This window comes from Pseudomonas mosselii, assembly GCF_019823065.1.
Classification (GTDB): domain Bacteria; phylum Pseudomonadota; class Gammaproteobacteria; order Pseudomonadales; family Pseudomonadaceae; genus Aquipseudomonas; species Aquipseudomonas mosselii.
In genome coordinates this window covers 1,412,101-1,429,119 of record NZ_CP081966.1, presented here as the reverse complement: position 1 = coordinate 1,429,119, position 17,019 = coordinate 1,412,101, and the positions used below count along the sequence as shown (strand labels likewise).

14 protein-coding genes and 2 pseudogenes are annotated in these 17,019 nt (G+C 63.7%); 4 read left to right on the top strand and 12 right to left on the bottom strand.

The genetic code is table 11. The features are described 5' to 3' along the window. The first annotated feature begins 92 nt into the window (after positions 1-92). Both K5H97_RS06410 and K5H97_RS06405 read left to right on the top strand, forming a co-directional pair. Positions 93-770: a COG3650 family protein gene (locus tag K5H97_RS06410; protein ID WP_028692123.1), complete on the top strand. Its 678-nt coding sequence runs from the start codon at positions 93-95 to the stop codon at positions 768-770. A gap of 103 nt (positions 771-873) precedes the next feature. Continuing rightward, entirely contained in the window at positions 874-2,481 is a 1,608-nt protein-coding gene (locus K5H97_RS06405; protein WP_028692124.1) for an NAD(P)/FAD-dependent oxidoreductase, read from the top strand. Positions 2,482-2,552: 71 nt separating this feature from the next. On the opposite strand, the gene K5H97_RS06400 is transcribed toward K5H97_RS06405, so the two are convergent. Beyond that, positions 2,553-3,017, bottom strand: a complete 465-nt coding sequence (locus tag K5H97_RS06400; protein WP_023632818.1) for an outer membrane lipoprotein — start codon at positions 3,015-3,017, stop codon at positions 2,553-2,555. A 148-nt stretch (positions 3,018-3,165) separates the two neighbouring features. Between K5H97_RS06400 and K5H97_RS06395 the strand changes: the two genes are divergently transcribed. Further along, positions 3,166-3,396 (top strand): hypothetical protein, encoded by a 231-nt coding sequence (locus K5H97_RS06395; protein ID WP_028692125.1) that lies wholly within the window; start codon positions 3,166-3,168, stop codon positions 3,394-3,396. A 29-nt stretch (positions 3,397-3,425) separates the two neighbouring features. Here the strand turns inward: K5H97_RS06395 and pdxH are convergent, their stop codons facing one another. The 5 genes from pdxH to dinG form a co-directional block, all read right to left on the bottom strand. Next, positions 3,426-4,073 carry a pyridoxamine 5'-phosphate oxidase gene (gene pdxH / locus K5H97_RS06390; RefSeq protein ID WP_028692126.1) on the bottom strand — a complete coding sequence of 216 codons (648 nt, stop codon included), beginning with the start codon at positions 4,071-4,073 and terminating at the stop codon, positions 3,426-3,428. Between the two features lie 19 nt (positions 4,074-4,092). Next, the gene (locus K5H97_RS06385; RefSeq protein ID WP_028692127.1) at positions 4,093-5,070 is read right to left on the bottom strand and encodes an OmpA family protein; all 978 of its coding nucleotides are present in this window, start codon (positions 5,068-5,070) and stop codon (positions 4,093-4,095) included. A 99-nt stretch (positions 5,071-5,169) separates the two neighbouring features. Further along, positions 5,170-6,315 carry an EstA family serine hydrolase gene (locus K5H97_RS06380; protein WP_028692128.1) on the bottom strand — a complete coding sequence of 382 codons (1,146 nt, stop codon included), beginning with the start codon at positions 6,313-6,315 and terminating at the stop codon, positions 5,170-5,172. A 169-nt stretch (positions 6,316-6,484) separates the two neighbouring features. Next, entirely contained in the window at positions 6,485-8,713 is a 2,229-nt protein-coding gene (locus tag K5H97_RS06375) for a beta-galactosidase (protein ID WP_028692129.1), read from the bottom strand. Positions 8,714-8,794: 81 nt separating this feature from the next. Further along, on the bottom strand, positions 8,795-10,939 hold the full coding sequence (dinG, locus tag K5H97_RS06370; RefSeq protein ID WP_028692130.1) for an ATP-dependent DNA helicase DinG: 2,145 nt from the start codon (positions 10,937-10,939) through the stop codon (positions 8,795-8,797). 98 nt (positions 10,940-11,037) lie between these two features. Between dinG and K5H97_RS06365 the strand changes: the two genes are divergently transcribed. Beyond that, positions 11,038-11,502, top strand: coding sequence for a CopD family protein (locus K5H97_RS06365; RefSeq protein WP_028692131.1), 465 nt, complete (start codon positions 11,038-11,040; stop codon positions 11,500-11,502). Positions 11,503-12,500: 998 nt separating this feature from the next. Here K5H97_RS06365 and K5H97_RS06360 read toward each other — a convergent pair. The 6 genes and pseudogenes from K5H97_RS06360 to K5H97_RS06335 all read right to left on the bottom strand — a co-directional run. Continuing rightward, a pseudogene (locus K5H97_RS06360) lies at positions 12,501-13,319 on the bottom strand (IS110 family RNA-guided transposase); the annotation flags it as partial. 55 nt (positions 13,320-13,374) lie between these two features. Beyond that, positions 13,375-14,622 carry an IS256 family transposase gene (locus K5H97_RS06355; RefSeq protein WP_060489951.1) on the bottom strand — a complete coding sequence of 416 codons (1,248 nt, stop codon included), beginning with the start codon at positions 14,620-14,622 and terminating at the stop codon, positions 13,375-13,377. 31 nt (positions 14,623-14,653) lie between these two features. Then, a pseudogene (locus tag K5H97_RS06350) lies at positions 14,654-14,896 on the bottom strand (IS110 family transposase); the annotation flags it as partial. A 192-nt stretch (positions 14,897-15,088) separates the two neighbouring features. Further along, on the bottom strand, positions 15,089-15,847 hold the full coding sequence (locus tag K5H97_RS06345) for a hypothetical protein (RefSeq protein ID WP_036985967.1): 759 nt from the start codon (positions 15,845-15,847) through the stop codon (positions 15,089-15,091). Continuing rightward, the gene (locus K5H97_RS06340; protein ID WP_028690056.1) at positions 15,840-16,115 is read right to left on the bottom strand and encodes a DUF1145 domain-containing protein; all 276 of its coding nucleotides are present in this window, start codon (positions 16,113-16,115) and stop codon (positions 15,840-15,842) included. The genes K5H97_RS06345 and K5H97_RS06340 overlap by 8 nt, the downstream gene beginning before the upstream one ends. A 98-nt stretch (positions 16,116-16,213) precedes the next feature. Next, positions 16,214-16,933: an OmpA family protein gene (locus tag K5H97_RS06335; RefSeq protein ID WP_028690057.1), complete on the bottom strand. Its 720-nt coding sequence runs from the start codon at positions 16,931-16,933 to the stop codon at positions 16,214-16,216. Positions 16,934-17,019 lie beyond the last annotated feature (86 nt).

Genomic DNA, 17,019 nt, shown 5'->3' with positions numbered 1-17,019 from the left:
TTTTTTCTTGCCCCTCGATGAGGCCCTTGTGATACCTGCGCACCCTGCGTAACGTGGCCAGCTCTTTTGCAACGTCTCCCGGAGCACGCCCCATGCGCCTCACCCCTTCACTGTTGCTCACCGCCTTGCTGCCGCTGTTCGCCGGCTGCCAGATGCTGGCCGAAAAACCGGTCGACCCGAACCTGGGCACCACCCGCATGCAAGGCGAGCTGAGCGCGGCCGGCGGTCATCTGCTGTTCAAGCCCTGCAGCGAAAGCCGTCGCTTCATCGTCAACGACGTCGCCGCCACCGGCATCCTGCAGGAAGCCGCCAACCTGGCCGACGACGCCGGTGACAAACTGTTCGCCGACGTCCGCGCGCGCATGACCGGCAGCAAGCAGGCCGGCAGCGACGGCCAGCTCGACGTGACCCGTCTGTACCGACTGGAAACCTCCGAATACAGTGGCTGCGAAGACCCGAATTTCAAGCAGCTGACCCTGCGTGCCGGCGGCCATGAACCGGACTGGGACATCAAGGCCAGTGGCAAGGGCATGGTGCTCAACCGCATCGGCCAGGACCCGCTGCCGCTGCCTTACCTGGAGGAGGAAATGCCCGGCGGCGGCCTGAGCTTGTCCAGCGAAGCCAATGGCCAGCGCGTCGAGCTATGGGTCGCGCCGCAGCGCTGCGTCGACGGCGCCACCGGTGCCATCCGCCACCTCAAGGCCGAGCTGCGCATCGACGGCAAGACCCTGCAGGGCTGCGCCTACTACGGTGGCGCCCGCGACCTCTGATCGCCGGGCACTTTTATCCTGCCAGTCGGGGCGGCTAACAGCTTATACTTGGCGGTTTGTGTAAAGCCGCCGGCCGCCCATGGCCGGGATACTGGACCCTGCCATGCTACGAATCACCGAACTGAAGCTGCCCCTGGACCACTCCGACGACGAGCTGCGCGCCGCCATCGTCCAGCGCCTGGGCATCAGCGATGAGCAACTGCTCGGTTTCACCCTGTTCAAGCGCAGCTACGATGCGCGCAAGAAGAACAGCGAGCTGCTGTTCATCTACACCATCGACCTTGAAACCAGCAACGAAGACGAACTGCTGCGCCGCTTTGAAGACGACGGCAAGATCAGCGTGGCCCCGGACGTCAGCTACAAGTTCGTCGGCCAGGCCCCGGCCGAGCTGTCTGCGCGCCCGATCGTGGTCGGCTTCGGCCCCTGCGGCATCTTCGCCGGGCTGGTCCTGGCGCAGATGGGCTTCAAGCCGATCGTGCTGGAACGCGGCAAGGAAGTGCGCCAGCGCACCAAGGACACCTGGGGCCTGTGGCGCAAGAGCGTGCTCAACCCCGAGTCCAACGTGCAGTTCGGCGAAGGCGGCGCCGGCACCTTCTCCGACGGCAAGCTGTACAGCCAGATCAAGGACCCGAACCACCACGGCCGCAAGGTGCTGGAAGAGTTCGTCAAGGCCGGTGCCCCGGAAGAGATCCTTTACATCAACAAGCCGCACATCGGTACCTTCCGCCTGACCAGCATGGTCGAGAAGATGCGCGAAGAAATCATCACCCTGGGCGGTGAGGTACGCTTCGAGCAGAAGGTTACCGACCTGCTGATCGACGGCGAACAGCTCACAGGCGTGGTACTGGACAGCGGCGAACAGTTGCACTCGCGCCATGTGGTCCTTGCCTTGGGTCACAGCGCCCGCGACACCTTCCGCATGCTCCACGCCAAAGGCGTGTTCATGGAAGCCAAGCCGTTCTCGGTCGGTTTCCGTATCGAACACCCGCAGTCGCTGATCGACAAGGCGCGCCTGGGCAAGTACGCCGGCCACCCTAAGCTCGGCGCCGCCGACTACAAGCTGGTGCACCACGCCAAGAATGGCCGTTCAGTCTATAGCTTCTGCATGTGCCCGGGCGGCACCGTGGTCGCCGCCACCAGCGAACCGGGGCGCGTGGTCACCAACGGCATGAGCCAGTACTCACGCAATGAGCGCAACGCCAACTCCGGCATCGTCGTCGGTATCGACCCCGAGCGCGACTACCCGGGCGGCCCACTGGCTGGCATCGAGCTGCAGGAACGCCTGGAGGCCCATGCCTACGTGATGGGCGGCAGCAACTACCAGGCACCGGCGCAGTTGGTGGGTGACTTCGTCGCCGGCCGTCCGTCCACCGCGCTGGGCAGCGTCGAGCCGTCCTACAAGCCGGGCGTGACCCTGGGCGACCTGGCCCCGAGCCTGCCGGACTTCGCCATCGAGGCGATTCGTGAGGCGCTGCCGGCCTTCGACCGCCAGATCAAGGGCTACAACCTGCATGACGCAGTGCTGACCGGCATCGAGACCCGCACCTCCTCGCCGCTGCGCATCACCCGTGATGCCAGCTTCCAGAGCCTCAACCTCAGGGGCTTGTTCCCGGCGGGTGAAGGTGCGGGCTACGCTGGTGGCATTCTGTCAGCGGGCGTGGATGGCATCCGCATCGCCGAGGCGGTGGCGCGGGACATGCTCGGCCTGTAATCCCACTGCAGGGCAAGCAAAAGAAAACCCCGAACAGGCCAGGCCGGTTCGGGGTTTCTTTTGTGCGGTGATCAGTGAGTGACGCGACTGGTGCCATCGACGGTCATGATGCGCACACGCTCGCCCACACGGAAGATCTCGTTCTGCTGCACTTGCTGCACGTAGGCGCGCATGCTGCCGTCGTCTTCACGTACGGTAATCTCGACGCCCTGGGTGCGGGTCAGGCCTTCTTCGGCGGCCGAACCTGCCAGGCCACCGGCCACGGCACCGATTACCGCAGCAACGATGCTGCCTCGGCCTCCGCCGACGGCGCTACCGGCGACGCCACCGACGATGGCGCCGGCGCCACCGCCAATCGGGGTCTTGGTGCCTTCGATCTTCACCGGACGCAGGGATTCGATGGTGCCCATGCGCACGGTCTGCACGCGGCGGGCCTCATCACGGGAGTAGCTGTCGCCGGTCAGCGACGACTGGCAGCCGCCCAGCAGCAGCGACACGGTGGTGAAGCTGGCCAGCAGCAAAGCGGATTTACGCATGGGGTCAATCTCCAGAAGACAAGTGTTCATTAGACTCCGCGCCTTGACAGGTGTCACGACGCAAACGTTATAAAATTGTTTTCATTCAGCCCAGGTACAGCCTATGCCGGCCATGTGGCGGGCCTTTAACGTGAGACCAAGGATAGCCATGGATTACTTCATCGTCGTCGTGGTGACTATCGCCGGCCTGTATTTTCACGGGTGGCTGTATGTGCGCATGCGTCGCTGGATGGACCGGGACCTAGCGCTGTCGCTAGCCGGGGAGGATCCGGCGAAGCGGGATTTCATGCTCAAGTTGCTCGAGCGGGCGCGGGTGGAGAAAGTGCGGCGCAAGGAGTTGGCGGCGTGGCTGGAGCGGGAGGCGGCGGGGTATCGGTAATGCTGGGGCTGCTTTGCAGCCCCAGCACCTCAGGGCGCCAGGCGCTCGCGCAACCACTGGCCATCGACCAACCGGAAGTTCAGCCGGTCGTGCAGGCGACTCGCTCGCCCCTGCCAGAACTCGACACGCTCCGGCACCAGGCGGTAGCCGCCCCAGTGTTCCGGGCAATGCGGTTGCGTATCGGAAAAGCGCGCCTCGGTGGCCTTGACCAGCCCTTCCAGCTCCTCACGGTCAGCAATCACCCGGCTCTGCGGCGACGCCCAGGCGCCCAGGCGGCTGCCCAGCGGGCGTACCTGGTAGTAATCGTCCGACTCCTTGGCCGTGACCTTTTCCACCCGCCCTTCAATTCGCACCTGGCGCTCCAGCGCCGGCCAGAAGAAGGTCATGGCCGCGAACGGGTTCACCGCGATGTGCTGGCCCTTGGCGCTTTCGTAATTGGTGAAGAACGTGAAGCCTCGGGCATCGAGGGCCTTGAGCAACAGTACCCGGCAATGCGGGCGGCCGTCGGCGTCGACGGTCGCCAGGGTCATGGCGTTGGCTTCCACCGGCAGTTGTTCGGTCTTCACCGCATCAGCGAACCAGTGGTGGAACAGCGCGAACGGCTCCCCCGGGGCCTGGGCTTCGGCCAGGCCATCACGGGTGTAGTCGCGGCGCATATCGGCCAGGGATTGGGTCATGACTGCGTTTCCTTGACGATCAGTTGGTCTTCGCAGGGCTGTTGGCGGCGACTTTCTTGTCGGTGGCGGCCTTCTTCGCGGCAGGTTTGGCCGGAGCGGCTTTCTTCTTCGCGCTGGTGCTGGCCTTGGCCGGCGCCTTGGCCTTGGCGGCCGGCTTTTTCGCAGCTGGCTTGGCAGCGGCCTTGGCGGCTGGCTTGGCCGCCGGGGCCTTGGCATCCTGGGTGGCGACCATCGCCGTCGGGGCTGGCGCCGGGGCGGCCTGCTGGTACTTGGCCAGCAGCGCGACCATGGTGTTCTGCGGGGTCAGCAGCAGCTCGACGCGTCGGTTCAGGGCACGGCCCTCGGCGCTGTCGTTGGCGGCGCGCGGCATCACCGAGCCCATGCCCTTGAGCATCAGGCGGTCACGCTGCAGGCCGCTGAGACGGAAGATCGCCGACACGGAAGCTGCGCGCTCGAGGCTGAGCTTCTGGTTGGCGGCGGTGGCACCACTGCTGTCGGCGTGGCCGAGGATCAGCACCGCGGTCTTGGTGTCGGTCTCAATGGCCTTGGCCACCTGGGTGATCGGGCCGAGGGTGACCGGCAGCAGCATGTTCGGACGGTCCGGGTTGTAGGCGCTGTCCACCGGAATGGTTACCGCCAGCACATCTTCACGGCGCTCGAGTTCGAACTTGCTGCCCTTGATCGCTTCGCGGACCTTTGGCTCGTACTGGTCGAGCCAGGCCTGGGTGGCCTTCTGGTCGATCTTCGGCACCGCCGCGACCTTGTCCTTTTTCTCGTCGCTACCGAACGGCCACCACCAGCGGCTGGCGCTCTCGGACTTGGCATCGGCCTTGGCGACGTTTTCGACGACAGCCTCCTTCACTTCCTTGTCGGCGACCTTGTCCGAACCAAAGGGCCACCAGTTCAAGCCACTGTCCTTGGAAGCGTCCTGGGAGTGGCTGGCGCAGCCGGTCATGGCCAGGCACAGGGCGAGTGCTAAGGTTTTATGTGAAGACATCAGCGATACACCATGAAATAGAAAGAAATTTTGCCCATACCCGTCAGGCGTTGGCATTGAGGATAGTCAAAGGCTCCGGGCAATACCCGTGTTACCCGATCAAAGGCAACTGCCAAGGACACGCACCAGGCGTTGAGCGCGCGGGTCCATCAGCACATAGGGGCCCAGGGTATTGGTGACGAAGCCAAAGGCCACGTCGTGTTCGGGGTCGGCAAAGCCGACCGAGCCGCCCGCGCCGGGATGGCCGAACGCCCGCGCGCCAAGGCCGAAAGTGGCGTTGGCCACTTCTGGCTGGTCGAGCATGCAGCCCAGGCCGAAGCGGGTCTGGGTCAACAGGGTGCGGTCCTGGCCGAGGCTGTGCTCGCGGGTCAGTTCGTCGAGCAGCTCGGACTCCAGCAGGCTGCCGTCGAGCAGGCCGGCATAGAAGCCAGCCAGGCTGCGGGCGTTGCCGTGGCCATTGGCCGCTGGCTGCTGCATGCGCCGCCATTCGGGCTTGTTGGTGCTGGTGAGGATTGCCGGAGGGTTGGTGAAAGCCCGGGTCGACAGGGCCTCGGGCTCGCGCATCGTGACCTGCAGCAGGCGCTGGGCCGCGGCATCGCCGGGGTTGCCCTTGCCGCGGGCGATATGCGCCACGCGGTGGAACGCGTCGTCGGCCAGGCCGACATGGAAATCCAACCCCAATGGCCGGGCGGTGCGGGCCACGATCGAGTCGCCCGGGCCGCGACCGTCGGCGCGGCGGATCAACTCGCCGATCAGCCAGCCATAGGTGATCGCCGCGTAACCGTGTTCGCTGCCGGGCGTCCACCAGGGCGCTTCGGCGGCCAGGGCATCGACCATGGCCTGCCAGTCATACAGCGCCTCGGCCGGCAGCAGCTCGCGGATGGCCGGCAGACCTGCGCGGTGGCTGAGCAACTGGCGCAGGGTGACCTGCTCCTTGCCAGCCTGGGCGAACTCCGGCCAGTAGCGCGCCACCGGCGCATCGAGGGCCAGCTTGCCCTCGCCCACCAGTTGCAGGGCGGTGACGGCGGTGAAGGTCTTGGTGCAGGAGAACAGGTTGGCGATGGTGTCGCTGTGCCAGGCCTCGCGGCCGTCCTTGTCGGCGCTGCCAGCCCACAGGTCGACCACGGTCTCGCCGCCGACCTGGATGCACAATGCGGCACCACGCTCCTGGGGATCCTCGAACAACGCGGCGAAGGCATCGCGCACCGCCTCGAACTTCAGCTCATAGTGACCCTGGATCTGCACCCGACTACCTCTCTGTACGGCCTGGCTTGCAAAGGGGTGCATTGTTTCAGTAGTTGGGCGATTTGCAAACTGGATATGGCTGGGTGGTTGTCAGGGGTGTCCATGTTCCCTGGTGGGACGCTATCGCGGGGCAAGCCCGCTCCCACAAAAGCGCTGCCAGGGACAGCGCTCATTTTTTGGGAGCGGGCTTGTCCAGTTCGGTGCGTAGCTGCGTGAGGCTCTGCAGGTTGCTCCGGCGCACCGCTTCGACGAAGCCCGGGTAGCTCACGTCGGTGATGGCCACCAGGCCCAGGTGGCCGTTCTCGCCGTCCAGCAGCCTGCCGCTGGCCGGTTGGTCGAGATACTGGAACCAGTGCGCGCCAACGATCATCGGCTGGGCCATGGCGGCCTTGAGGAAGTTGGCATAGGCCGGCCCGCGATCTTCCTCGCGGGCGACTTCCAGCGGGCCTGGCCAGAACGGACCGCGATCGCGGGAGCCGAACTGGAACTCCGAGACCAGCACCGGCTTGTCCAACTCGGCCAACCGGACGAAGTCGTAGCCGTCTTCAGGCTTCAAGGTATAGAAGTTGAAGCTCAGCACATCGCAGAACCTGGCGCAGGCCTGCACCGCTTCAGGCGTGCTGACCGCATAGCGACCGCCCAGCAGCAGATGGTTGGGCGCATGCCACTTCAGGGCATCGGAAATGGTCTTGAAATAGGTTTCGGCGAACACCTGCTGGAAATACTGGTAGTCGCGCTCGATTTCCGGGTGCTCCGGATTGGGCAATGGCGCCTCGAACCCTGGGTCTTCCATCAGTTCCCAGGCGGTCAGCTCGATCCCCCAGGCCTTCGACAACCCTTGCTGGTTGCGGTATTTGTCGCGCAACTGCTTGAGGAAGGCACGCTTGGCCGGCACATCGGTGGTCAGGCGCAAGGTGCCATAGGCCAGGCCGTAGCGTGCCTTGGGATCGTCGCCGGGGGCGGCCCAGGCCAGTTCGTTGTCGGCGAAATAACCGATCAGCCAGGGGTCATCGCGGTGATCACGGGCGGCGATGGCCACGGCGCGCTCGGTGGCCATGGCGAAGCGCGGGTCGAACGGGTCGGGCATGCGACCCCACCAGTCCATGCCAGTGCTGATGCTGGCGTAGTCACCGACGATCGACAGCGGCAAGGTGTACGGCAGGCGCCTGGCCTGGCCGAGCGCCGGGTCGCTCCAGTTGCCGAGGGTGTTGAAGCCCCAGGCCTGCAGGCGATCGAGGGTGTGGGCCTGCCAGCGCTGGGCGTCCAAGGCCGGCGCCGGGCAGGCCGTGCCATCCTGCGGACAAGGCTTGCCGTAGGTGCGCTGCAGGTTGGCCGCATAGAAATCGAACCAGCGCCCTTGCTTGAAGCCCCGACCCTGGGACGAGGCATTGCCGTCATCATTGTTTCCTTCGCCGTAGAAGGCGGTCATGGCGTCGCCCTCGCCCGGCAAGCCCTTGAACATGCCTTCGCGACCGGCGACATAGGTGCGCCCGCCATCGGCGGCAACGGCATTGACGCCGAGCGAATAGAACGGATGCCCGTCGGGCGTCACCAGGTACCAGCGCCCGTCGCGCTTCTCGGTGCGGAAGAAGCCCTTGGCTTCGAAGGCCGGCCCCGCGAGCAGGCCGCCATAGGTGTCCAGCTTGAGCTTGTCGCGCTCAGCCAGCCAGGCCTTGAGTTGTGCCTGTTCACGGTTGTCGGCGGCCTTGAGCTGCTCATCGCCGACGATCTTCTCCGGCCAGCGGCCCCGAGTCGACTGCCCATAGGCATCGATCAATTCGCTGTAGGCAGCCTTGAACGCCTGGTCGTCATCCTGCAGGCCGACTTTCTCGATCAACAGGCTCTGGGCTACCTTGGGGCCGGGAATGCTCAGGCTGATCGAAGTGACCTGCGCCAAGTCAACCGCGCCTTCACTGCTGGTCAGTAGCAGGCGTTGTCCCTCGAAAGTCCAGGGCATCGGTGGCCCGGCGCGCATACCCTGGCTCAGCGGTGAACTGGCCTTGAGCGGAATCATCACGGTCTGCGCGGGTCCGGCCGGCAGGTCGATGCGGCTGGTGAGGGTACGCCCGTCGCTGCTTTGCACCGTTACATCGACAGTCAGCGCCCAGTCCATGCCACTCTGCAGGCGCAGGGTCAGTGCCTGGCCGGCGCTCCAGTCCCACGCTGCGCCTTGCGGCGCGAGGCGCAGGGTCGGCTGCGCCACCGGGTTGAACACCACCCGCCGCAACACTTCGCCTTCGGCTGTCTGTTCCGCGTTGTACTGCGGCAGGTTGGCGTCCTGGGTGACGACATTCACCACCGAGGCCGGGCGCACGAAGCTGAACAGCGTCTGTTGCCCGGCCAGCAAGGGCGCACTGAACAACAGGGAGAACACGACAGGCAGGGTGCGGCGGATCATAGGGCGGTGACTCTCCTTCGGAGCCCGTCATGGGCTCGCAATCGAGTAATGGACAACGGGTCTAGCATCTTGCTCCGGCGCTCAGCCGATTTCCCGTCGGAAGGGTGGCAGTGCGTTGAGAATAGCCTTGCCGTAGCGTTGGGTGACCAGGCGTCGATCAAGCAAGGTGATGACGCCACGGTCCTGCTCGGTACGCAGCAACCGACCACAGGCCTGGATCAGGCGCAGCGACGCGTCGGGCACGGCGATTTCCATGAACGGGTTGCCGCCCCGGGCTTCGATCCATTCGGCCAGCGCTGCTTCGACCGGGTCATCCGGCACGGCGAAGGGAATCTTGGCGATCACGACGTGCTCGCAGTAGGCACCCGGCAGGTCGACGCCCTCGGCAAAGCTGGCCAGGCCGAACAGCACGCTGTGCTGGCCATCGTCGACCCGTGCCTTGTGCTTGTTGAGGGTCTCCTGTTTGGACAGGTTGCCCTGGATCAGCACCAGCTTGCGCCAGTCGCGATCCAGGCCATCGAACACGTCCTGCATCTGCTTGCGCGACGAGAACAGCACCAGTGCGCCACGGGCATCCTCGACGATGGCCGGCAGTTCGCGGATGATCGCTGCGGTATGGGCGGTGGCATCCCGTGGGTCGGCGCCCAGGTCGGGCACTCGCAACAGCCCGGCGTCACCGTGCACGAACGGGCTGGGCACCACGCATTGCACGGCATCGCGGGGCAGGCCCGAACGCATGCGGAAGCGGTCGAACTTGCCCAGGGCGGTGAGCGTTGCCGAGGTCACCAGAGCGCCATAAGCGACGTTCCACAGGCTCTTGCGCAGCATCTCGGCGGCCAGGATGGGGCTGGCGTTGACTTCGATGTCAAACAGCGCGCCGCTTTCAGCCAGGGTCAGCCAGCGGGCCATGGGCGGGTTGTCTTCCGGATCTTCGGCGGTGAACGCGGTCCACAGTTCCCAGTTGCCCTGGGCGCGGGTCACCAGGCTGCCGAACAGCGGGTACCACTCCTCGGCCTGGTGGCTGGCGATACCAATGTTGTTCTCGCCATCCATGCCTTCCTTGAGCAGGTCGGCCAGGCGGGTAAACAGGTCGTTGAGGCGGGCGAAGCCTTTCTTGAGCTCGATGCCGACCTCGCGGATCTGCTCAGGCACCACCCCGCCTTCGAAACGGTAGCGCGGGCGGTCACGGCCTTCCATGTCCTCGCCGGCGCGGAAATCCGCCACCTGCTCGCAGAGGGTGAACATGAACTGCTGCTGGGTGCGGACTTCCCGCGCCAGCTCCGGGACCTGCTCGATATACTTGCCAAGGTCGCCCGGCAGCGGATGCTGGGCCAGCAGCTTGGTCAGGTTCTTGGCGGTCTGCTCCAGCCAGTCGGCGGTGGAGCGCAGGCGCGAATAGTGGGCGAAGTGGCCGATGGCCTTGTCGGGCAGGTGGTGGCCTTCGTCGAACACGTACAGGGTGTCGCGCGGGTCGGGCAGCACGGCGCCACCGCCCAGGGCCAGGTCGGCCAGGACCATGTCGTGGTTGGTGACGATCACGTCGACCTTGCCCATGCCTTCACGGGCCTTGTAGAACACGCACTGCTGGAAGTTCGGGCAATGCCGGCCGGTGCACTGGCCATGGTCGGTGGTCAGGCGAGCCCAGTCCTGGTCCTCGATGGTTTCGGACCAGCTGTCGCGGTCGCCGTCCCAGCGGTTGCCGGCGAGCTTCTCGATCATGCTGTTGAACAGCTTCTGGCTGCGCTCGTCAACCTCGATGCGAAAGCCCTCTTCCTCGAACAGCTGGGCGGTGGCCGACTGGGCATGGCCTTCCTGCAGCAGGACGTCGAGCTTGGACAGGCACAGGTAGCGGCCGCGGCCCTTGGCCAGGGCGAAGCTGAAGTTCAGCCCGCTGTTGCGCATAAGGTCGGGCAGGTCCTTGAAGACGATCTGCTCCTGCAGGGCCACGGTCGCGGTGGCGATTACCAGGCGCTTGCCAGCAGCCTTTGCGGCGGGGATTGCGGCCAGGCTGTAGGCGACGGTCTTGCCGGTACCGGTGCCAGCCTCGACGGCCACCACGGCGGGCTCGCCGGCACGGCGGCCGTCGTCGTCGCAGGCGATGTCGCCGAGTACCTTGGCCACTTCGGCGATCATCAGGCGCTGGCCGTAGCGTGGCTTGAGGCTTTTGGCTTCGAGGAAACGCGAGTAGGCGCCCTGGATGGTGGCTTTGAGTTCGTTGCTGATCATGGTCTGCAGGCGCCCGGAGGGCTGGATATATTTTCAGTGTTTCGCATGGGCCGGCTATCATACCCCGCTATTGCCCTTTGTGCCGCATGGAGATCCGGATGCTTGCCTTTGCCCTGCCCTACACCTTGCATGTCCTGGCCGCCCTTGTCTGGGTCGGGGGGATGTTCTTCGCCTGGCTGGTGCTGCGGCCGGCAACGGTTGCCGCGCTGGAGGGGCCTGCGCGGCTGCGGTTGTGGGTGGAGGTTTTCCAGCGGTTCTTCAGATGGGTCTGGCTGGCGGTGGCGGTGTTGGCTGTCAGCGGGGTCGGGATGATTCACCTGCGGTTTGCCGGGTTCGAGACCGCGCCTCGTTACGTGCAGGTGATGATTGGCGGGGGGATTGTCATGTTTGCGTTGTTCATGCGGATTCAGTCTTTGTTGCTGCCTGAACTGCGGACGGCGGTGGAGGCTGGGGATTGGGCTTCGGGGGCTGGGGTGCTGGGGCGGATTCGGCGGTTGGTGGGGGTTAATTTATTGATTGGGTTGTTGGTGGTGGGGGTGGCCAGTTCGCGGGTTTGGGTTTGAGGGGGTTGGCTTCGGCTTCGGCTTCACAGATGATTGTTTTTGATTTTTGTAAGCACATTCGTAGGTGATGTCGACATTTATTCACCTTTTCGCCTTTACGGCGACCTACTTTTCTCTAGGGAAAAGTAGGCAAAACCGCCCCGCTCCGTTCATCCGGCCCCTACGCTTCGCTTCGGGGTTCCCTCGCTCCGTTCTTGCTCCCGGGAGGACCGCGCTGAACGCCCCATCCTGGGGCGCAGCGCTTGACGGCCATCCATGGCCGTCACCTCCCTCCGCAAGAACTCCGCTCGGCCTCCTGAAGTCGCAATTGGCGGTGCCTGAACTATCGCGCGCTTAGAAGCAAGAGCAGGAGCAGGAGATGCGAAGTTAGTTTTTGATAATTAGTTATATATTGGCTGTTCCGGCCCTTTCGCGGGGCAAGCCCGCTCATACAGAGATCTATATAACGACGACTATCGCGTGGGAGCGGGCTTGCCCCGCGATGCGATCTAGGGATTAATTAAGTTCAAACTAGCGACAGCTGCACCAGTTCAGGCGCCGCCCGTAACTTGCGCGACTTCAGGAGGCCGAACGCAGGACTTGCGGAGGGAGGTGACGGGCATGGATGCCCGTCAAGCGCTGGGGCCCAGGATGGGCCCTGCAGCGCGGTCCTCCCGGGAGCAAGGCCGGAGTGAGGGAACCCGGAGCGAAGCGGAGGGCCGGATGAATGGAGCGCCACGGCTTTGGTTACTTTGGCCAAGACCAATCTATGGTCACCCCATTTTTTGCAATACTGTTCATCAGATGGAATGGATGGCTTGCTTCAATCTATCCGGCGTCTATTGGGCTCGCATCCCGCGCCACGATGAGCATTCGCACCTGGCGATCCTAACAAAGTAGGCGGCTTCCAAGAGCCAATTGGTCGTTCAGGATCATCGCCAGGCCGATCGGCCGTTTATTTCATCTGTTGTTCAGCTATCGCAAAACCTGATGGTGAAACTCGGTGCAGCACAACGGGGTCAGGCGTTTATCGCGTCTGGCTCCGTTTTATATTGCGTGTGCCGAGTGGCAATGGCCCACGCAATGCGTGCCAGTTTGTTGGCCAACGCGCAGGCCACCACATTGGAGTGACGTCGCGCGAGCAATGAACGCACCCAATCGGCCAATGGGCCTTTCTGATACTTCAGGCGAAGCATGTAGACCCGTGCGCACAGCACCAGCAAATGCCGAAGGTTCTTGTCGCCACGCTTGCTGATCCCCAGCAAAGCTGGCCTACCACCAGTGCTGTACTGGCGGGGCACCAGACCTACAGAGGCCGCAAAGTCCCGGCTACTGCCGTACTGCCGAGCATCTCCCATTTCTACAGCCAGCAGGCTGGCGGTGATCGGCCCAACACACGGCATGCTCAGCAAACGACTGCCTAGATCATCGTCAGCCAGTTGGCTCTCCAGCTCTTTGTCCAACACCTTGATCTGCTCGCTCAAGTAGACGAAATGATCATGCAGGCGCTGCAGTAATGCGACGAGCCGTATTGGCAGGTCGTGCTCTTCAAGCACCGAAGCAAGGCGTTTGACCACTGCCAATCCGGTCGGCAGGCTGACACCGAATTCGAGCAGGAACCCATGCATCTGGTTCACCGTCTTGGTTCGGTCGCGGATCAATGATTCACGCATCCGATGAGAAACAGAGAGCGTTTGCTGCTCAGGCGATTTTGGCGTCACAAAGCGCATGGAGGGTCGGGAAGCGGCTTCGCAGATGGCTTGCGCATCGACGAAGTCATTCTTGTTGCTCTTGACGAAAGGTTTAACGAACTGCGGCGAGATCAGCTTGGGGAAGTGTCAGATTTTTTGTGTGCGGGCCGGTAACGGCCTGCCGTCAGGCAGGCCCTGACTTTCACCAGGTCGGCCTGATGAACCGATCTCCGTACAAAATCGCGAATTGATTCATCGCACTTTTCCAATCATGCGCCGCTGAGCCCCAGTTCGCCGTGATGTTTCGCAGCCCCAGCCAGATCAGCTTGGTAGCTGCGTCATCGTTCGGGAAATGGCCTCGGGTCTTGATGATCTTGCGCAGCTGGGCATTGATACTCTCGATGGCGTTGGTGGTGTAGATCACTTTCCGGATGGCTGGTGGGAAGACAAAGAAGGGAATCACTCGATCCCAGGCGCGTCTCCAGGCCGCAACGACCGTTGGATACTGCTTGCCCCAGGGCCCGTTTTCAAACTCATCGAGTGCCTGCTCAGCCGCTTCGGCGTTGATGGCCTGGTAGATCGGCTTGAGCGCCTTGGCCAGTGCCCGCCGCTTGTCCCAGGCTGCAAAGTCCAGGCTGTTGCGGATCAGGTGCACGATGCACGTCTGCAGCGTCGTCTCTGGAAACACGGCGCTGAGAGCCTCTGGCATGCCTTTGAGGCCATCGGTCACGGCAATCAGCACATCCTCGACACCACGTGTCTTGAGATCGTTAAAGACCTTCATCCAGAACTTCGCACCCTCGGTGTTCTCGATCCAGATGCCCAAGATATCGCGCGTCCCGTCGGGTAGAACGCCCAGCGCCAAGTAAATGGCCTTGTTGCGCACCAAGCCTTCTTCGCGGATCTTCACCCGCAGTGCATCGAAGAAAATGACCGGGTACATGGGCTCCAGTGGCCGCTGCTGCCACGCGCCAATTTCTTCCATGACCTCGTCTGTCACAGAGCTGATGAAGTCGGGTGAGACCTCTGTTCCATACTGCTCGGACAGAAAGGCTCGGATCTCTCTGACCGTCATGCCACGGGCGTACATGGCGATGATCTTGTCATCGAAACCGGTGTACCGCCGCTCATGCTTGGGGATGAGAATGGGCGCAAAACTGCCGTCTCGGTCACGAGGAATTTCCAGCCGCAGCGGGCCATCGCCGGTCAAAACCGTCTTGCCACTCTTGCCGTTACGCTGGTTGGTTTCATCCTCTGGGCGCTGCGCGCCCGGCGGATAACCCAGGTGGTGGCCAAGTTCGGCGTGCAGAGCGCGTTCGATCAAGGCCTTCTTGAACGCCGCAGAGGCATCCTCGATAGCCTCTGCGGTCATCAGGCCCTCACCGAACTGCTCCAGCAGCTCTTTGGGGATTTTGGGCAGGTCACGCAAGGGTTTCTTTTTGGTTGGCATACATGCACCTCTTACTCATGTTATGCCCGAACACAAAATTTCTGACACCCTCCAGCTTGGCCTCATGATCCATCGCTTTGATTTCTCGCGCCAGGCAGTGTGAACCGGCACAGGCCTCCATCACTACCGTGCAAGGGGGATGATTGGCCAGAAACCGCATCATCTGCTGCCTTGAGCACTTCTTGCGCATTACCTCTTTGCCGAACTTGTCCTGGGCGTGCAGGTGGAAGGTATGTTTACCAATGTCGATGCCGATCAGGGTCACGCTGCTCATGATGACGGTCTCCGAAGTAAAAGCACCCTGCGAAAGCGTACGCCTCGCAGGGTGCCGGGGTGACCATCTCATTAAGTAACCCGCCGTAAGGGCGGAAAGGTGAATAAGCGTCAACATCGCAAATGAATGCAAATAAAACTCTCAACACCAACTAAAATAACCAAACAACCAAACAACACTAACCAAAGAAACTCAAAGCCGCTGAAGAATCAACTCCCCCGAGCCCCCAGCCAACCCAGGCTGCCCGGCCTGCCCAGGCCGCCCATCCCCCCCAGCATCAGTCCGATAAACCAGACACCCCTTACTGGCCCCACCCAAACCAGCCTTCCCAGCAGCCCCCGCCTTGCCCGGAGCACCGCCATCAAGCCGCACCACAATCCGCTCTTGCGCAAACCCTTCAGGCACCGCCAGACGAACCCGCCCGCCGGAAGCCCCATCATGCCCATTGCCACCATCATCACCATTGGCCCCACGGCTGGCCTGCCCCCAGGTACACCCCCCGGGCTTGCCATTGGCCCCATCGAGCCCAACATACCCCGGCGCCCCAGCCCCGCCGCGGGCATCGATCGACAGCCGATCCGCCTCCAGCGCCTGCAACCGCAGATCCAGGTTACGCCCAGGCCGCGCAGCACGTTCATAGGTCCCGGGCGCCCCAGGCGCGCTGAATTCGCTGCCCTCGCCCAGGTAGGCACTCAAAGCCTCGATACTCAGGTCCCGCTCCGCCGGCGCAATGGCGATCCGCGCATCGCGCCCCAGCTCGAGCCGGTCGATCTTCAGTTCGGTAAGCGTGGCCGGCAGCAACAGCGTCGCCGAGTCGGCCACCCGCAACTGCTCCAGGTGCACACTGGCCGCCTTGTTGGGCAGACGCAGCATCGAATGGGCGGCGACCTCCAGGCTTTCGGCCTGGACCAGGGGACTGGCCAGTGCGGCCAGCAACATCAGTTTACGCACGGCTCGACGCCTCCTGCGGACGGGGGATGGACATGACGTGAAAGATACCGGTCAGCAGGATCTGCAGGCGATCGAACCAACGGTGGCTGCGCCCGCGCAGGCTGCCATTGAAGAACAGCACCTCCAGCGCATGCAGCGACAGCAGGACGATACCCGCGGCATTGATCAGCAGATTGAGCGGCAACGGCTGCGGCATGAACAGGTTGAACAGCACCACGCCCCAGAACGCCACCGTCAGAGCCTTGCCCAGGCCCAGGATGAACTTCATGTCCGGCCCCCATGGATTGTTGTTATGTCGGCGCGGCCCGTTCGAGCGGGCCGCGCCGGCAACAGTAACCCTACTGCCAGGGCATGCGCCAGAGGGGTTCAGTTCAGGTGCAGCTCCACCCGTCGGTTGCGCGAGCGACCCTCATCGGTGTCGTTGTCAGCCACCGGCTCACTCTCGCCACGGCCCTGGCTGGTCACCTTGTTCGGCGCCAGCCCCTGGCTGATCAAGTACTCGGCAACACCACTGGCGCGACGCTCGGACAAGCGCTGGTTATAGCTATCCGAGCCCACGCTGTCGGTGAAACCGATGACCTTGACACTGGTCACACTGGGGTCGTTGAGCTTGGGCAGCAAACCTTGCAGGCGCTGCTGGGCGCCCTGGGTCAGCTCGGCGGAGTCGAAGGCGAACAGCACCTGGCCCTGGTCATCGAGCGTGATCACCTCTGGGGTTGCGGTGGGTTCCGGTTGGGGTGCCGACGCCGGATACTGCGGCAGCGGGCAGCCCATGTGATTGACCTGGGTACCTGCCGGGGTGTCCGGGCAGCGGTCGCGGCGGTCGAATACGCCATCGCCATCCTCGTCGCCATCCTGGGCATAGCAGATCAGGCCACCGGCAATCGCACCGGCAACGCCGGCACCGGCCGCCCAGCTGGAACTTTCGATGGCGCCAAGGCCGCCGCCGACCAGTCCGCCCAGCAGGCTGCAGATGGGCCAGGTCCTTTGATTGAGGGGAGCGCTGCCATCGCTGTGGGTGGCGCAGCCTGTAATCAGGCTCGTCGCCACCACCAACGGCAGCGCCGCTTTCGACAAAACACGCATGGTGATTGCTCCTGTGTCACCGGCCGCTACCGGTCACACAGGAGTAAAGACGCGCCCGCGTCACTTCTCAAGGCGCGGGCGTACGG